At 40.7% G+C, this 16,848-nt stretch carries 16 protein-coding genes; 9 read left to right on the top strand and 7 right to left on the bottom strand.

Annotated elements, in window-relative coordinates; genetic code table 11:
• Positions 1-63 precede the first annotated feature (63 nt).
• The 7 genes from FJ354_00305 (at position 64) to FJ354_00335 (ending at position 7,776) form a co-directional block, all read left to right on the top strand.
• Complete coding sequence (locus FJ354_00305; protein ID MBM3905114.1) at positions 64-465, top strand: DUF2203 family protein; 402 nt, start codon at positions 64-66, stop codon at positions 463-465.
• Positions 462-1,361, top strand: coding sequence for a prenyltransferase (locus FJ354_00310; GenBank protein MBM3905115.1), 900 nt, complete (start codon positions 462-464; stop codon positions 1,359-1,361). Before FJ354_00305 ends, FJ354_00310 begins: the two co-directional genes overlap by 4 nt.
• 24 nt (positions 1,362-1,385) lie before the next feature.
• Positions 1,386-2,486, top strand: coding sequence for an aldo/keto reductase (locus tag FJ354_00315; protein ID MBM3905116.1), 1,101 nt, complete (start codon positions 1,386-1,388; stop codon positions 2,484-2,486).
• A gap of 331 nt (positions 2,487-2,817) precedes the next feature.
• The gene (gene dusB / locus FJ354_00320) at positions 2,818-3,765 is read left to right on the top strand and encodes a tRNA dihydrouridine synthase DusB (GenBank protein ID MBM3905117.1); all 948 of its coding nucleotides are present in this window, start codon (positions 2,818-2,820) and stop codon (positions 3,763-3,765) included.
• A gap of 31 nt (positions 3,766-3,796) precedes the next feature.
• The gene (locus FJ354_00325) at positions 3,797-3,943 is read left to right on the top strand and encodes a YHS domain-containing protein (GenBank protein MBM3905118.1); all 147 of its coding nucleotides are present in this window, start codon (positions 3,797-3,799) and stop codon (positions 3,941-3,943) included.
• A gap of 427 nt (positions 3,944-4,370) precedes the next feature.
• On the top strand, positions 4,371-5,039 hold the full coding sequence (gene tpiA, locus FJ354_00330; GenBank protein MBM3905119.1) for a triose-phosphate isomerase: 669 nt from the start codon (positions 4,371-4,373) through the stop codon (positions 5,037-5,039).
• A 19-nt stretch (positions 5,040-5,058) separates the two neighbouring features.
• Positions 5,059-7,776: a pyruvate, phosphate dikinase gene (locus tag FJ354_00335; protein MBM3905120.1), complete on the top strand. Its 2,718-nt coding sequence runs from the start codon at positions 5,059-5,061 to the stop codon at positions 7,774-7,776.
• 256 nt (positions 7,777-8,032) lie between these two features.
• Here FJ354_00335 and FJ354_00340 read toward each other — a convergent pair whose 3' ends face one another.
• Positions 8,033-8,602, bottom strand: a complete 570-nt coding sequence (locus FJ354_00340; protein ID MBM3905121.1) for a tetratricopeptide repeat protein — start codon at positions 8,600-8,602, stop codon at positions 8,033-8,035.
• Between the two features lie 73 nt (positions 8,603-8,675).
• On the opposite strand from FJ354_00340, the gene FJ354_00345 reads away from it, so the two are divergent.
• A complete protein-coding gene (locus FJ354_00345; protein ID MBM3905122.1) occupies positions 8,676-9,233 on the top strand; it encodes a CBS domain-containing protein in 558 nt (185 codons plus the stop codon).
• A 1-nt stretch (position 9,234) separates the two neighbouring features.
• Here FJ354_00345 and mce read toward each other — a convergent pair whose 3' ends face one another.
• Genes mce through FJ354_00370 form a run of 5 tightly spaced genes read right to left on the bottom strand, consistent with a single transcriptional unit; the run spans position 9,235 to position 15,073 of the window.
• Positions 9,235-9,633, bottom strand: coding sequence for a methylmalonyl-CoA epimerase (mce, locus tag FJ354_00350; GenBank protein MBM3905123.1), 399 nt, complete (start codon positions 9,631-9,633; stop codon positions 9,235-9,237).
• Positions 9,634-11,223 carry a methylmalonyl-CoA mutase gene (locus FJ354_00355; protein ID MBM3905124.1) on the bottom strand — a complete coding sequence of 530 codons (1,590 nt, stop codon included), beginning with the start codon at positions 11,221-11,223 and terminating at the stop codon, positions 9,634-9,636.
• A 4-nt stretch (positions 11,224-11,227) separates the two neighbouring features.
• Positions 11,228-12,172: a methylmalonyl Co-A mutase-associated GTPase MeaB gene (gene meaB, locus FJ354_00360; protein MBM3905125.1), complete on the bottom strand. Its 945-nt coding sequence runs from the start codon at positions 12,170-12,172 to the stop codon at positions 11,228-11,230.
• 10 nt (positions 12,173-12,182) lie between these two features.
• Positions 12,183-12,587 (bottom strand): hypothetical protein, encoded by a 405-nt coding sequence (locus tag FJ354_00365; GenBank protein ID MBM3905126.1) that lies wholly within the window; start codon positions 12,585-12,587, stop codon positions 12,183-12,185.
• Positions 12,587-15,073 (bottom strand): M1 family metallopeptidase, encoded by a 2,487-nt coding sequence (locus tag FJ354_00370; GenBank protein ID MBM3905127.1) that lies wholly within the window; start codon positions 15,071-15,073, stop codon positions 12,587-12,589. Before FJ354_00370 ends, FJ354_00365 begins: the two co-directional genes overlap by 1 nt.
• A 330-nt stretch (positions 15,074-15,403) precedes the next feature.
• Here FJ354_00370 and FJ354_00375 point away from each other — a divergent pair, with 330 nt between their 5' ends.
• On the top strand, positions 15,404-15,826 hold the full coding sequence (locus FJ354_00375; GenBank protein MBM3905128.1) for a cobalamin B12-binding domain-containing protein: 423 nt from the start codon (positions 15,404-15,406) through the stop codon (positions 15,824-15,826).
• Here the strand turns inward: FJ354_00375 and ilvC are convergent, their stop codons facing one another.
• Positions 15,827-16,825 (bottom strand): ketol-acid reductoisomerase, encoded by a 999-nt coding sequence (gene ilvC / locus FJ354_00380; GenBank protein ID MBM3905129.1) that lies wholly within the window; start codon positions 16,823-16,825, stop codon positions 15,827-15,829.
• Positions 16,826-16,848 lie beyond the last annotated feature (23 nt).

Below are 16,848 nucleotides of genomic sequence, written 5' to 3' on the forward strand. Positions count from 1 at the left end.
GTAATAAATTTGCAGAGAAATCCACAACAATCCTTTTAATGACGATATTTTGCATTGGAAATATTGCCCACCTATTTTACGATTCAAGAAGCAAATGCGGCATTGCCTAATGTAATTCAAAAATTTAAAACACTACAAAGACAGCGAGTCGAAGTGAAAAAAATAGAGGAGCAACTAAACTCACAGATTGGCATGTCATTTAATTTAGGAGATTATACCACACTGAAAAAACAGCTAAACTCGGCAGTCACAAAATTCTATGCCGCAGTGGAAGATCTTGAAAATTCTGGCGTGGTGCTCAAAAGCATAGAGGAGGGACTTCTGGACTTTCCATCAAAAAGATTTGATGAGGATGTTTGGCTGTGCTGGAAGGAAGGTGAAACTGAGATAAAATTCTGGCATGAGAAAGATGTTGGCTTTATGGGACGAAAACCATTAAGCGTAAGTGACGAATCTCTTGTATGAGCATTTCAGTTTGGTTCCGCGTAATTAGAATAAAGTTTCTCCTAGCATCAGTAATTGCAGTATCGCTTGGTCTTGCGTTATCATTTTGGCAGACAAAATCGATAGATATCTCATCGGCTGCAATCACAATGGGTGGTGTAGTGTTGTTGCATGCAAGCGTTGATCTTCTTAACGAATATTCAGATTATAGGCGAGGAATCGACGCCATAACAAAGCGAACCAAGTTTTCTGGAGGAACTGGAGTGCTTCCAGAAGGCTTGTTAAAGCCTTCCACCGTATATTATGCAGGCATAATTTGCCTTGTTTTGGGTTCACTTGCAGGCGCGTATTTTGTCATTGCTCATGGCTGGATTATTGCTGTAATCCTGGGATTTGCTATCTTGTCCATCTATTTTTATTCGACAAAAATAGTTGATTCTGGACTAGGTGAAATCTTTGTTGGCATCAAAGGAACCATGATTGTCCTTGGTACGATGTTTATCCAGACTGAGCAAATCCTATCTGCAAACATTTTGGCAGGAATTGTTGCAGGGGCACTATCTTCATTTGTCTTGTTTATCACATCATTTCCAGATCATGATGCAGACAAACAAAAAGGAAGAAAGACTTTGGTTATCGTACTTGGTAAATCGCGTGCGGCGAATCTGTATTTGGTTTTCCCGTGTGTAGCATATGGACTAATCTTATTTGGAATCACCTATGATCTGTTGCCAATATACAGCGCAATAGTGTTTACCACCATCCCATTGATAATACAATCTAGTAAAAAAATAAAAAAATCAATTGATGGTTTGGAGGAATTTATTCTTACGATGAAGGCAACCGTTTTGTTCTCTAGACTTACCGGAACATTGTTTGTAATTAGCATAATAATTGCCATTGTAACCAACAGTTAAATTCAACAAATTAAAAACTCTGACATGATTCCAGGCTTTGCAACTCCAGAGGGAACAAAAAAATTCTCGACTAGGCCTGGCACGATTCCGCAAAACTACAAAACAATTCAAAACCTCACCCTATCAAATGTCGGAATCGGGACATACCTTGGTAATCCAGATTCACAAACAGACGCAATGGTAGAAGAGGCAGTCAAAAAATCAATCTTGGCTGGAATCAATATAATTGACACTGCCATTAATTATAGGGCGCAAAAGGCAGAACGTTCTGTAGGAAAGTCAATCGCATCCCTGATTTCACAAGGCAAGGTTGAACGAGATGAGATTTTTGTGAGCACGAAAAATGGCTATGTCACAAATGATGCAGACATCAAAGAAGAATTCTGGGCATACATACAGCGCGAGTACGCAAAGCCAGGTACAATCAAGGCAAACGACATTTCGTCTGGATATCACTGCATGACAATACCGTACTTGCAGGATCAGCTAAATCGGAGTCTAAAGAACTTGGGCTTGGAATGCATTGACTTGATGTATCTACACAATGCAGTTGAAGGTCAGCCAGACATACCTCGCCATCAGTTCCTGCAAAATCTACAGGATGTCTTTGCATTTTATGAAAAAATGAGAGTGGATGGAAAAATTCGATATTATGGTATGGCAACATGGGAATGCTACAGGGTCTCAAAAGAAAGTCCACAATACTTGTCATTGTATGATACTGTTGAATTGGCAAAAAAGGTTGGAGGGGAAAATCACGGTTTTAGGTTCGTCCAACTGCCATACAATTTGTATTATGACCAGGCCTTTATGTTAAAGTCACAGCAGATCTCTGGCACCGACGTATCTCTCCTAAATGCCGCAACATCACTTGGTGTTGGAGTATTCACCAGCGTTCCTCTGATGCAGGGGAGATTGCTTGCTCCAGGAACAGTACCAGATTTTGCAAATATTACACAGTCGTCGCTTAGATGTCTCCAGTTCGTTCGCTCAACTCCAGGAGTTCTAGCGCCACTAGTAGGACAAAAAACCCAGAGTCATGTTGACCAAAACCTTCAGATAATGAAAATTCCTCCTTTGTCAGAATCAGAATTTACTGATGTATTAAAGAAATTCACCAGTTAATTCTTTATTTTGTCGCCGAGGCCCACGACACTTCCAGAGATTTTAGGAATTGTTTGCTGTATTTCAAATAGCAGTCCTCGACTTGCTCTAATTGAATTGATGAATTCGCAAGATATTGATCTATTTTCATTAGGATGCTTAACTATCAGATTATCAATTTAGTTGATTTCCAAAAAAATATCTTCATTTTGTTGAATAACATAATACCAAAATGTTACACTATTACGATTAATCAACAATTTTTGCAAAATCTGTATGTATTTTTGTTGGTGTGTTGGTGTCAAACGGATTAGTTCGCTGATTTAATATAATAATCAAAACGGCAAAAATCATGCTGCCCCAATTTTCTAGTCGTGCCTTTTTGGCACCCATGGCCGGAGTGAGCGATCCCGCATTACGACTGATTTGTAAAGAAATGGGCGCAGGTCTAGTGGTGACTGAACTCACAAGCATCCATGCAATAATTGCCAAAGAAAAACAGCTGCAGGCGCAAAACCAAGACATTTCCGAGTTTATCGAGTATTCATACAAAGAGAGGCCTCTCGCAGTACAACTTTTTGGCTCTGACTTGGCTTCACTGGAAAAAGCAGCCAAAATAGTAGAGCCATATTTTGACGTCATTGATTATAACATGGGATGTCCAGCACCGCATATCACTCAACAAATGGCTGGCGGGGCATTGTTACAAAACCTCAGCCTGACACGGAAAATTCTAGAAACACTAGTCAAATCAACCGACAAGCCAGTCACATTGAAAATGCGCGCTGGGGTTGATGACAATTTAGTATTCAAGGACATCGCATGTGTCGCAGAGAGCGCAGGTGTACAGATGATAACGTTACATGCTAGAACAGTAAAACAGGGATATTCGGGTGAATCAGATTGGTCTTTAATCAAAGAACTAAAACAAGTAGTAGACATCCCAGTTGTCGGAAACGGCGATATTACAACTCCAGAACTTGCCAAAAAAATGATTGATGAGACAGGCTGTGATTATATCATGATAGGCCGAGGTGCGATGGGAAATCCATTTTTGTTCGAGCAGATCAATGATTATCTCAAGACTGGAACATACACCGAATATTCTCAAAAAAACAGGACAGAGATGTTTTGCAAGTATTTGGATTATGCAACACAATATAAAATCAAATTTACAAATATCAGACAACAGGCAATGCGATTTACCAAAGGCCTACGACATGGTGCCAAGTTTCGCTCTGGAATAATGCTTGCAAAAACAACAGATGATCTAAAATCAATAATGTTACAGATCACTTAATGTATAAATAGAAAATAATTGGCGATACTTTGTGCCAGTAGATCCTGTCTGCGGAATTGAAATGGATGAATCCCTAGCGGTTTCATACGAACATAATGGAAAAAAATACTTTTTTTGCTGCAATGGATGCAGGCGAATTTTCAAGAAAAAACCAAAGAAATGGGCAAAAAAGGTCTGATTCTGACCTACACTAGCAACCAAATCTTAGAACCCAAGACTATCATGCAAATTTACTTTTCCTGTAGAGTAGCTTGGTAACTGTGGATCTTAGTTTTTCAGCAAGGCTTCATTGAAATTTATTGCGATCGGGTCATATCACTGCAAGCGCACTTGTCAAAGAAATCATAATGGATAGCGTCAAAACAAATCAAAAGCAGATAGACTATCAAGTAATTGTATGGTGTCATTATCATTTTAATCTGCAAAGCTTTGCATTGCATCAGAGCCAGACGAATTATTATCAATAACAGTTTACTGTTTACAAACTCGGATGAGATGGTAGGCAGCAGCTTTACTTTGCGCACATTAATTTGGAAGTGGTCATTCCAGTAGAATTATAGTCCTAAAAACAATAAATAGCTCAGCAAGCCAACAACACAAAGATCTTGTTTATCATCAATTACAAAAACTATGATGAAATTGCAGGCGTGAAATCGGCCAAACTTGCATCAGTTGCAGATAAAATTTCAAAAAAGTTCAAGGTCAAAATAGCAATCGCCCCTCCGCATCATCTTTTAGGAGTAAAATATTCAGGCCCAATCCTTGCCCAGCATACCGATAATGTCAAAGTGGGTAACACCACGGGCTTTGTCATACCTGAGCTTTTAAAAAAATCCAAGATAGCAGGTTCTCTGATAAACCACTCTGAGCACAGAATTCCGCCAAAAAACATTGAAGAGTTAGTTAATCGATTTCGTGAGTTAGGACTAGTCTCGGTAGTTTGTGTTCAGGATGCAAAAGAGGCTGCAAGGTATGCCAAGCTAAATCCAGACTATATTGCAATAGAGCCACCAGAGCTGATTGGATCAGGCAAAGCAGTATCAACAGAGCAGCCTGAGCTAATAACCAAGTCAGTTCAAGCAGTAAACAATGCAAAGAACTCTACCAAGCTGCTTTGTGGCGCAGGGATTGTTTCAGGTCAAGATGTAAGAAAGGCAATCGAGCTTGGCTCTTCAGGCATACTTGTGGCAAGCGGTATTGTCAAGGCAAAAAACTGGAGTGCGATCGTAGAGGAGTTTGCCAAGGCAATGCTTAAAACCCCTTCAAATCGATAGAAAAAACCGTGATAAAATAATGAAAATGGTTTACTTTTTTGATGAGGGAGACGGCAAGAACAAAAAACTCCTAGGTGGCAAGGGTGCCGGTCTATGCGAGATGACACAGCTCAAGCTACCAGTACCACAGGGATTTACCATTACAACCGATGTTTGCAAATTATACTATCAAAACAACAAGACCGTTCCAAAGGAATTATGGGACCAGGTAAAAAAGAACATTACCAAGCTAGAAAAGATTACAAAAAAGAAATGGAATTCATCAGAAAATCCATTATTGGTATCGGTACGTTCAGGTGCAGCACTTTCAATGCCAGGAATGATGGATACTATTCTAAACCTAGGGCTAAATGATGTCACGGTAGAGGCACTATCCAAAAAGACAAACAATCCAAGATTTGCATTGGACTCTTATCGCCGATTCATCCAGTTGTTTGGCAAAGTAGTCTTTGGGGTTAACGACAAAAAATTTGACCATGTCCTAGAGGAGGCCAAGAAAAAACAAGAGGTGACAATAGACAGCGACCTTAACGAACAATCACTAAGAATCGTCGTATCACAGTACAAGCAGATTTGTCAAGATCATACCGGAAAGCCATTCCCGTCAAACCCAGACGAGCAATTACGATTAGCAGTAATGGCAGTCTTTAACAGCTGGATGGGTGAGCGCGCAGTAGTATACAGAGAGAAAAACCACATAACAAAAGACATCGCAGATGGCACCGCGGTCAATGTAGTTGCCATGGCATTTGGAAACATGGGTAATGATTGCGCAACAGGGGTAGTCTTTACCAGAAACCCAGGTGATGGAACAAACCACATCTTTGGCGATTATCTAGTCAATGCACAAGGTGAAGACGTAGTTGCCGGCGTGAGGACTCCAAAACCTGTTGATGAAATGAAATTAGAAATGCCAAAAAGCTATGAATTATTATTGAAGACCTGCAAAAATCTAGAAAAACACTACAAAGAGCCACAAGACATCGAGTTTACAATAGAACAGGGAAAATTCTACTTACTTCAGACCCGTTCTGCAAAGATGAACGCTCAGAGCATGATCAAAACTTCAGTAGACATGGTAAAAGAAAAACTCATCAATAAAGAACGAGCATTAACTAGACTAAATGCAGACCAGCTTGAACAATTACTACACAAGACAATCGACTTGGAAAAGGCAAAGCAATTCCAAAAAGCAGTTCGAGGAATTGCGGCATCTCCAGGTGCGGCAAGCGGAATTGCTGTATTTGATGTAAAGCGAGCAGTTGCAATGGGTGAGAACGGTACAAAGGTAATTCTAGTACGAGAGGAGACAAAGCCAGAAGACGTTCCGGCATTTTTTGCATCAGTTGGAATTTTGACTAGTCGTGGGGGCAAGACATCCCATGCAGCAGTAGTTGCAAGGGGAATGGGTAAACCATGCATTGTAGGATGCGCTGACATGAAAATCTCCCAAGATGCAAAACTAGCGAGCGTCGGAAATGTTACAATACGTGAAGGAGATGCAATAACAATTGATGGTTCACAAGGCGACGTCTATTTGGGCGATGTACCAACAATAGAGCCAAAAATAACTGATGATTTCAGAACTATTCTAGAGTGGGCACAAAAAACAAAATCAATTGGCATCAGAGCAAATGCAGATACACCTGACGGCGCCCAACTGGCAAGAAAATATGGTGCCCAAGGAATAGGTCTGTGCAGAACAGAGCGCATGTTCAATGCAGCCGACAGACTAGGATTATTTGTCAAGCTAATCATGGCAAAGTCAGTCGAAGAACGAAAGCAGCACTTGGAAAAATTACAAGAGCTGCAGAAAAGCGACTTTATCCAGATTCTAAAAGCAATGGAAGGCTACAAAGTCACAATACGACTGCTCGACCCACCATTACATGAATTCCTACCAAACCCAGAAGAATTAATCAACAAAATCCACAAGATGGAAAAACAAGTCGGATCTCCAGACCTAGAAGAAACCATGATAGTTTTGGCTAGAGCAAAAGAGCTTGCAGAGATAAACCCAATGATGGGTCATCGTGGTGTCCGTGTTGGTATCACATATCCAGAAATCTACGAGATGCAAATTAGGGCAGTGTTTGAGGCAGCTACCGAACTTGCAAAGCAAAAGGCAAACACATTCCCACAAATAATGATCCCGCAGGTAGGAAGTGTAGCGGAGCTAAATCACATCAAATCCATTTATGATAAAGTAAAATCCGAAGTAGAGTCAAAACATGGCCTAAAACTAAAGATAAACTTTGGAACAATGCTAGAGGTAGTCCGAGGGTGTCTTACATCACATGAATTAGCGAATACTGCCGAGTTTTTCAGTTTTGGTACAAACGACCTAACCCAAGCAGTGTTTAGCTTCTCAAGAGAAGACGCCGAAGGAAAATTCCTCCCAGAATACATAGAAAAAGAAGTCCTAGAGCGCAACCCATTCCAAACAGTTGATGTAAACGGTGTCGGCAGCCTAGTCAAAATAGCAATCGCAAACGGAAAATCTGTCAAGCCCGGTATCGAAATAGGAGTTTGCGGAGAGCATGGTGGTGATCCAAACTCTATCAAATTCTTCCATAATTCCGGAGTATCCTATGTTAGTGCGTCACCACACAGAATCCCAATTGCAATAGTAGCAGCTGCTCAGTCAAGAATACAACAAAATTCGGCACCTTCCAAAAAAAAGGCACGAAGAAAGGTAGCCAAAGTCAAAAAAGCAAAGAAAAAATCCAGACGTTAACCTAGTGATACTATCTTACGTGACAGCCGCCCAAGAGTGAGCGGTTTTTCCAGCAATACTATTTTGCTAAACAACACATCAGTATCGTCTTCTACTGCCCATCTCTGATATACAGTAACAAAAAGAATTTTCTGGTCAGAGTTTTTGGTAGTGTTTCTTTTGCTGACTATGCTCCTTTTTTCGGCATATTATGATCCGACATCAGCAAATCAATTGGAATTCGTCTAGTGAATTAAATTCGGATTTTGAGATATCCTCACTTTTTCAATTGTCTCTGCTTTAGGGCAGTTGCGCGCTCAAAACACTTGTCAGATTCCTCTGTTCTTCCTAGGATCTTTAGTGCAAAGCCTTTGTTGTACCAGGCATCAAAATAGTTTGGGTTTATCTTGATTGCCTCGTCAAAGCATTCAATGGATTCATCTAGGTTTTTTGTCTTGCCTAATGCAAAGCCCTTTCCATTCCATGCCAAGGAATTATTCCTGTTTAGTTTAATTGCCTCATCAAAGCATTTGATGGATTCTTCAAATTTACCAGATTTCCCAACTGCAGTGCCCTTGTTGTACCATGCATCGGCGTTTTTTGGGTTTATTTTGAGTGCCACATCATAACATGGAATTGCCTTCTTTGTTTTGCCAGATTCATCTAGTGCAAATCCCTTGTTGTTCCAAGCCTGAGAGTTCTTCATGTCCACTTTGATTGCCTCATCAAAGCATTGAATTGCCTCTTCATAGTTACCACAGGATGCAAAGGAATTACCCTTGTAAAACCAATCTTCTGTAGTTTTACAATTAGGATATTTTTTGCTAATTCCGCCGAAAAGGCCCATCAGATCCTATTTTGTTATTGTGAATATGAATTGATGCAGCAAACTTCATAGGATTACTATGTATCACAGGATCATGCTTCCAAGAATCGACAGCATAAAGCAGGCAAGAACAAAGATCGGCATAACCCAAAAAGAACTTGCTAAAATGACCGGAGTAAGCACATCAATGATAAACCAGATAGAATCTGGTCGAAGCCAGCCTAGCTATGAAACTGCAAAGAGAATCTTTGACAGTCTGGCTACACTTGAGGGTAGAGCAGATCCAAACAAAGCTGGAGATATTTGCAGTAAAGAAATTGTCAAGTTAAAACCAACTGACTCGCTTCATGATGCCATACATAAAATGAGAAGCATGTCAATTAGTCAAATTCCAATTTTCAGTAATGGTGAACCAGTAGGTGCAATTAGCGAAGACGGGGTGGTTAAACATCTGGCAGACAGTGACGAGTCATCCTGGAAAAAAATCAGGTTAGCAGATGTTATGGAGGCACGACCACCCATTGTAGACCATCAGACTCCGGCTAGAGCGCTAGTCCCACTGATTCGATATTCCAAGTGTATTTTGGTTACCAAGACAGGTAAAATTATTGGGATTATAACAGCGTCAGATACTCTAAAGATGCTAGAATGATCTAGTGCTTTGGATGGGAGCAGAGTTCAGTGAGTACTCCGCTTAGGGATTTTGGATGAATGAATGTGATCTTTGTTCCCTCAGAGCCAGGCCTTATTTTGCCCAAGAATTGGATTCCACATCCTTCCATTCTTTGGTATTCAGACTCAATGTCTTCTGTTGCGAGCGCCATGTGATGCAGACCTTCACCTTTTTTCTCTAGGAATTTCTTAATTGGACTGTCATCGCGCGTTGGCTGCATCAGCTCAATTCTACCATTTTCCAGTTTTATGATAGCCAGTTTGACTCCTTCGGATTCTACTGTTTCGTATACAATTTTTTCAACGCCAAGCGCATCTTGGTATTGTTTTGCCGCAACCATTACGTCATTAACAGCAATTGCAATGTGGTCTATTTTCATCTAGAACACTTCCTTTGGTCGGTATTCGCCAAATACTTGACGGAATGTGTTGCTAATCTCGCCAGTAGTAGCATAAACTTTGACAGCATCGAGAATAAACGGCATGAGGTTTTCTTCCTTTTCCGCAGCAGACTGCATCTTTGATAGTGCATATTGGACTTTTTTGCCGTCTCGCTCAGATCGTAGTTTTTTGAGTGCCGTTCTTTGTTTTTTCTCTACAGTATCGTCTATTCGAAGTAGTTCATGCTTTGACTCTTTTTCATCAGAGAACTTGTTTACTCCAACTAGGACTCGCTCGGTAGAGTCAACTTCTTTTTTGAGCCTGTACGCATTTTGTCTTATTTCGGATTGGAAGAATCCTTTTTCTATTGCTTTTAGCGCGCCACCCATTTTCTCAATTTGCTTGAGGTATTTGCGCACGCCATCCTCTATCTCATCGCATAGATATTCCAGATAATATGAGCCAGCCAATGGGTCTACTGTCTTGGTAATGCCCGATTCATGAGCAACAATCTGTTGTGTTCGTAGTGCTATTTTTGCAGACTCGGCAGTTGGCAATGCCAATGCCTCATCACGTGAGTTAGTGTGAAGCGACTGTGTTCCTCCAAGAACTGCAGCCATTGTTTGTATTGCCACCCTAACAATGTTGTTGTCTGGTTGCTGCGCAGTAAGCGATTCTCCGCTTGTTTGTGTGTGGAATTTTAGTTGTAGTGATTTTGGATCCTTTGCGTGGAATTTTTCTTTGAGAATCTCCGCATAGATTTTTCTTGCGACTCGGAACTTGGCAATCTCTTCAAAAAATTCTATTGTACAGCAGAAAAAGAACGATAGTCTTGGAGCAAAGTCATCTATTTTGAGTCCCCTGTCAAGGCAGGTCTGAATGTATGCAATTGCATTTGCCAACGTAAATGCTACTTCTTGTGTGGCAGTAGAACCAGCTTCTCTCATGTGATAGCCGGAAATTGAGACAGGATACCATTGTGGTACATGCTTTGCGCAATATCCAATCATATCACCAATTAGTCTCATGGATGGTTGTGGTGGATAGATGTACGTGTTTCTTGCAATGTATTCTTTTAGAATGTCATTTTGTGTTGTGCCACGCAATTCCGTGCTGGCAAATCCCTGTGATTCACCAACCGCAATGTAATATGCCAATAACGTAGATGCAGTAGAATTAATCGTCATAGAGGAGCTCACCTTTCCAAGTGGAATGCCATCAAAAGCTGTAAACATGTCTTTGAGTGATGATATTGAGACACCTACCTTTCCTACTTCGCCTTCTGCCTGCGGAGCATCGGCGTCGTGGCCTATCTGTGTTGGAAGATCAAATGCCATGGACAGGCCGGTCTGGCCCTTTTCTAGCATGAATTTAAAGCGTTCATTGGTCTGCTTGGCATCACCAAATCCAGAATACTGACGCATTGTCCAGAATCTCTCTCGGTACATTTCTGCATGGATTCCACGGGTGAAAGGATACTTGCCGGGCTCTTCTTTTGCTTTCTTTTTTGTTTCACGATATACACGGGATACTGGGAAATTAGAATCGGTTAGAATTTTTTTTGGTTTTTGTTCTTCTTTCTGTGCCATAATATCACTTGATTATCCTCTCAGATATTTTGTCCGCTGCCTCAAATGGATCCATCTCCTTTGATTGGAGTTTTTTTAGGTATTTGGAATAGTTTTTGTCAGATTCCAACAATGTATCGATTTTGAGTCTAACATTATTTAAAACAATATCTTTTAGCTCAATTGCTAGTCGTCCCGCGTCGTGTTCCTTTTTGGTTTTTTGCTTTTGTGCCATCAGTTCCTTGAGTTTTTTTGCAAATTCGTCAATTCCCTTGTTTTTCGTAATCGAAGTCTGAAGTATCACTGGGTTTCGTTCAGTCATACCAATGAATTCCTTGACGGATTCGAATAGTTGGGTTGCGCCATCTAGATCAGATTTGTTTACGAGATAGATATCACCAATTTCTGTAAGGCCTGCTTTGATAGTCTGTATGCTATCGCCAGTATGCGGATTAAACACTACAACGGTAATGTCTGCAATGTTTGATATCTCTACTTCTGTCTGACCGGCACCGACGCTTTCTATTATAATTGGATTAAAGCCAGCATATTCCAGTACACGAATGCTGTTTCTAATGGAGCGTGATACAGCACCGGTCGCGCCACGCGACGCAATACTTCTGATGTATGTACCAGAGTCGGTAGATTCCGTCATCCTCACACGGTCGCCCAAAATTGCACCCCCTGTGACATGACTTGTCGGGTCAATTGCAAGAACTGCTGGTTTGAGCCCAAGTTTTTTGAGTGCAACTGAGGTCTTGTTAATTAGTGAGCTTTTGCCTGCGCCTGCAGGGCCGGTAATTCCAATTATGACGGATTTGCCAGATGTCTTGAATATCAATTTGATTAGCTTGCGTGCTTCTTGCTCATCATTTTCAACAATAGAGATTGCCTTTGCAATTGCTCCACGCTTTGCCTTCTTTAAATCAGCAAGTAACAAACAAACTAGTTTTTGGCATCTACAATAAATTCTTGTTGTACTAGAGTTGGGTAAAGATTGTACCGCTTGACTTGCCTACGTCATGTATGTCGGTTTTGACGCCAACCTTGCCAAATTCAGGATGATTCACAACCAGTGTGATCGGAACCACTTTCCAACCATATTGCGGTTCTTCCTCAAATGGTACTGTGATGGTAAAAGAGTACCCATCAAACGTTCTCTGGAATGATTTTTCCATTCCCAATATTTCCATCACAACACTAGTAGTTTTTTGGGTCTTGTCGGCAAATGTGATTTCCACTAGTTTTTTTTCTGGATAGAATGTTCCATCTAGATATAGTAGGTCTTGGTATTTTTCGTGTACAGAGTTGCTTTGAGATATTGAAATACCAATCCCAAATGCAATTATTGTCGCAATTGATGCCAAAATGATTTTTTTATTCATCAGGCAAACTCTGCGCGTAATTGTCTGAGGAATTGAGAGTGAATTCGAATTCGCTCCAATGTTTGCGACAGTGTCATCTCCGTTCCAGGAGTGTGGTTTTTCTTGAAGAATTGTTTTATTTCACCTTGCATGGATTCGTCTGCCACTGCTGAAATGCTAGTGACCACTCTGTTTAGTAGCGGGCTGCCGACTCCTACTTTGACTCGGAGTTTTTTCCAGTTCTTTTTTAGCCATGGCCAAAGTATTTTTTTGCCATGATGATTTGCAGAAATGCGCATTATTGGAATGTGCATGTTTTGAGAGCGGACATCCTTTGACTGCGAAAGATCCAGTGTTTTAAGCAGTAATTTCGGATCTTTGAAGCTAGATAATGCTCCAAGAAATCTTATTTTTTGCTCCTGGGATGGCGCCTTTTTGTACAATTGTAGCAACTTATCATAAGAGATAGCGCCACTCCATGCGGCAAGTGAGAATACCGCATCCTGAATATCGGGATTTAACGACTCTGGTTTTTGCAGATATTCCTTGAATCGATTGTTTGCCTCGCATAATATTTCATCATCATCCATTTTTCCCAAGGCAGCAATTACAAAGCCACGCAAAAGTGCGTTGGTGTGTGGCTCGTCAGGGAGTGCATCCCATCCAAGTGAGTCAAACATCTTTCTGAGATATCGGTGTGCTACTTTTTGGATTTCAGAATTGTATGCTTCACCTGTTGTCCTGTGATATAACGCATACAGATTTCCAGACACATTGGATTGTGTTAGATAGTCATCTTCGTTTTCATATGACGAGGCAAAATCAAGATAGTCGCGAGTCCTGCCATCGCCAGACACGCACAATGCAAACAGATCGTTTTGAATTGCCCATCTATCAATGTGAGATATTGATTTTTGTAAAATCATTTCCTTTAGCTCAGACATTATGTCCGGCGAGTATTTTACTCGATAGAAACCATTTCTACCGGGATTTACCAGGGTTTGCTCGGATTTTACCGGAACGGTTTGTTGCTTTTTCTTCAGTATTTTGCTTGTAACTTTACCATTATCGTTGACCACGACTGGGATTTCCCATAGTCCTTTTGCGGTGCCATTTTTCTCTAAAATGAATCGCTTTTGCGACAATATCAGATGCGAGCCTTGTTTTTGAACATCCACTAGTGGAAATCCTGTCTGCTTTAGCCAAGAATTGATCATAGAGCGGACCGGCATTTTTGCCGCCCTTCCAATCTCATCCCACAGATCATTTCCTTCTGCATTTTTGTAGGAGAATTTTTTGAGATATTTCTGTAGTCCTGCCCTAAAGTTTTTCTCGGAGACAAAACTTTCTAGCATTTTTAGAACACAGCCGCCCTTGTCATAGGATATTGCGTCAAAGATCTCCCTGATTTCGGATGGCGAATTTACCTTGACGTCAATTGGATGTGATGAATGCAATGCATCAAGGCTCATCGCAGTATTCATAGTATCTTCTAGAAATTGGTCCCAGAGTTTCCACTCTGGATAGAACTTGTCAACAAATTTTGTTGCCATAAACGTGGCAAATGATTCGTTAAGCCACAGATCATTCCACCACTCCATTGTTACCAGATTGCCAAACCACATGTGTGCCAGCTCATGTGATACTACCTCCGCGATGTATTGTTTTGTTTGCGTAGATGAGGTTTTTTCATCAAATAGCAGTATTGTCTCTCTGAATGTGATTGCACCCCAGTTTTCCATTGCGCCGGATGCAAAGTCAGGAACCGCAATAAGGTCTAGTTTTGGTAGTGGGTACTTTATTCCAAAATAGTCCTCGTATGATTTTACAAGCTTTTTGCACAAGTCCAGTGCAAATTTTCCCTTTTTGCTGTTTCCCTTGGTTGCGACAATTCTCATTGAAACTTTACCAGATGTTGTACTCAGAAATTCAAACTCTCCAACACCAAGATATACCAGATACGTTGACATTATCGGCGTTTTTGCAAATTTGTATAGTGTTTTTTTACCCAGTTTTTTTCGCAGGATTTGATTTGTATTTGATATTGCAGTATGACTTGATTCAGTGATTATCGAAATACCAAATGTGGCCTTTGCTGCAGGCTCATCCCAGCAGGGAAATGCACGCCTTGCATCAGCTGCCTCAAATTGAGTGGTTGCCATGTATTTTGTCTTGCCAGATTTGTCCTTGTATTGGCTGCGGTAAAATCCAACCAGCCTATCATTTAGAATTCCACTATACTCGATGTGAATTAATGCGGTTTTGTTGATTTTGCCAGGTATTTTTATTATCAGTGTTTCATTTTTCTCATCAAGGGTTGTTTGTCCAACATATGATTTTCCTGCTGATTCAACGGTGCATTTTTTTATTGTTAGCTCGGATGAATTCAGAATAATTGTGCTAGTTGGCTTTGTTATTTTGACATTTATTGTCTCTTTTCCTTCAAAGGTGAAATTTGAAAAAATTGGTTCAAATGTAAGCTCATAGTGTACAGGAATTACTTGCACAGTGATGTGTGTCCCAAATGGCTTTATGTACATTAGCGTTCATAGCGATCAAAATTAACTTGTGCATATCTCAAGATTTAGCACGTTCATTTTATCTATTATTACAATAGATCATGCATTTTGTATAACTTGATGGAAAAGACACAAAAAATAAGAATATACAAAATTCATCATGTCTGTAGAAATTATTACTAGATTTTCACTAGGGAAATAATATCGGATCTTGAAATAATTAGGGTTCAAGTCTTGTCAAGCTTGCCAGATTGCAGGATATCACGCAGGGCAAAAAACTGTAAAGTTTTAAAATACAGTCCGATCAAATACTCTCAGATGAAGCAAAAGCTTGCCACTCGTCGAATCAAGATCCTTGTCGCAAAGCTAGGCCTCGATGGACATGATAGAGGCGCCCTAGTTTTGTGTAGAGCGTTCAGAGATGCAGGCATGGAAGTAATTTATTCAGGTTTGTTTGCCACACCAGAGCGCGTAGCGCAAATAGCTGAGGATGAAGATGTGGATGCAGTTGCACTGAGCCTTCTAAACGGCGCTCACAATACACTGTTTCCAAGAGTAGTAAGAGAATTGCACAAAAAAGGACTCAGGGATGTTCTAGTAGTAGGTGGAGGAGTAATACCAGAAGAAGACAAGAGTGGTTTGGAAAAATCAGGAGTCTCCAAGGTGTTTGGTCCAGGATCTCCACTATCAGCAATAATAGAGCACATCAATTCTGGTGTCGTGAAGCTAAGAAAAATCTGATTATTCTTTAGAATCTGGCCACATCATTTTACGCATTTGTCTGCCAACCTGTTCTATTTGGTGTGACTCAAGCTGTTTCATATAGCGGTCAAATGCGTTTTTACCATTTTTGCGATATTCAGAAATCCATTCTTCATTGAACGTACCGTCTTGGATCATGTCTAGTACTTTTTTCATGTTTGCCTTGTTTTGCTTATCCATGACCATTGGGCCTCGCGTTAGACCACCATATCGTGCAGTCTCAGATACACGTCTCCACATTCCGTTTATTCCATATCGCTGGATCATGTCCACAATTAGTTTGAGTTCGTGCAATACCTCAAAGTATGCAATTTCAGGTTGATAGCCTGCTTCAACCAGCGTCTCAAATGCGTTTGTTACCATTGACGCACATCCGCCACAAAGATCAGCCTGCTCGCCAAACCAATCAGTCTCAACTTCTTCTTTGAACGTTGTCTGTATCAGACCTGCACGTGCAGAGCCAATACCCTTACCAATTCCTAAAACTCTGTCCCATGCCTTACCGGTTTTATCCTGATATACCGCAACTATAGCAGGTGTTCCAAATCCTTCCAGGTAGGTCTCTCTAACCTTTGAGCCAGGTCCTTTTGGTGCAATCATGATGACATCAACATTGTCTGGCGCCTTGATCCAATTCCACTGGATAGCAGCTGCGTGTGAAAATGATAATGCCTTTCCAGCAGAAAGGTATGGTCCGATTTCATCTCTATAAACTTGGGATTGGATCATGTCAGGAAGCAAGATATGAACAATGTCGCCTTGCTTTGTGGCCTCTGCAACAGACATTACGGTATGGCCATCGGATTTTGCCATGTTCCATGTTGGGCTACCCTCCTTTAGTCCCACTATAACTTTGAGGCCGGAATCTTTGAGATTTTTTGCTTGCGCGTCACCCTGAATACCATATCCAATTACTGCGATTGTTTGATTTTTAATAGGTTCTAAACTAATATCGGAATCTTTCCAAGTCTTTGCCATAATACAATTCCAAAATATAGACA

Source organism: Nitrososphaerota archaeon (genome assembly GCA_016872055.1).
GTDB lineage: Archaea > Thermoproteota > Nitrososphaeria > Nitrososphaerales > Nitrosopumilaceae > Nitrosotenuis.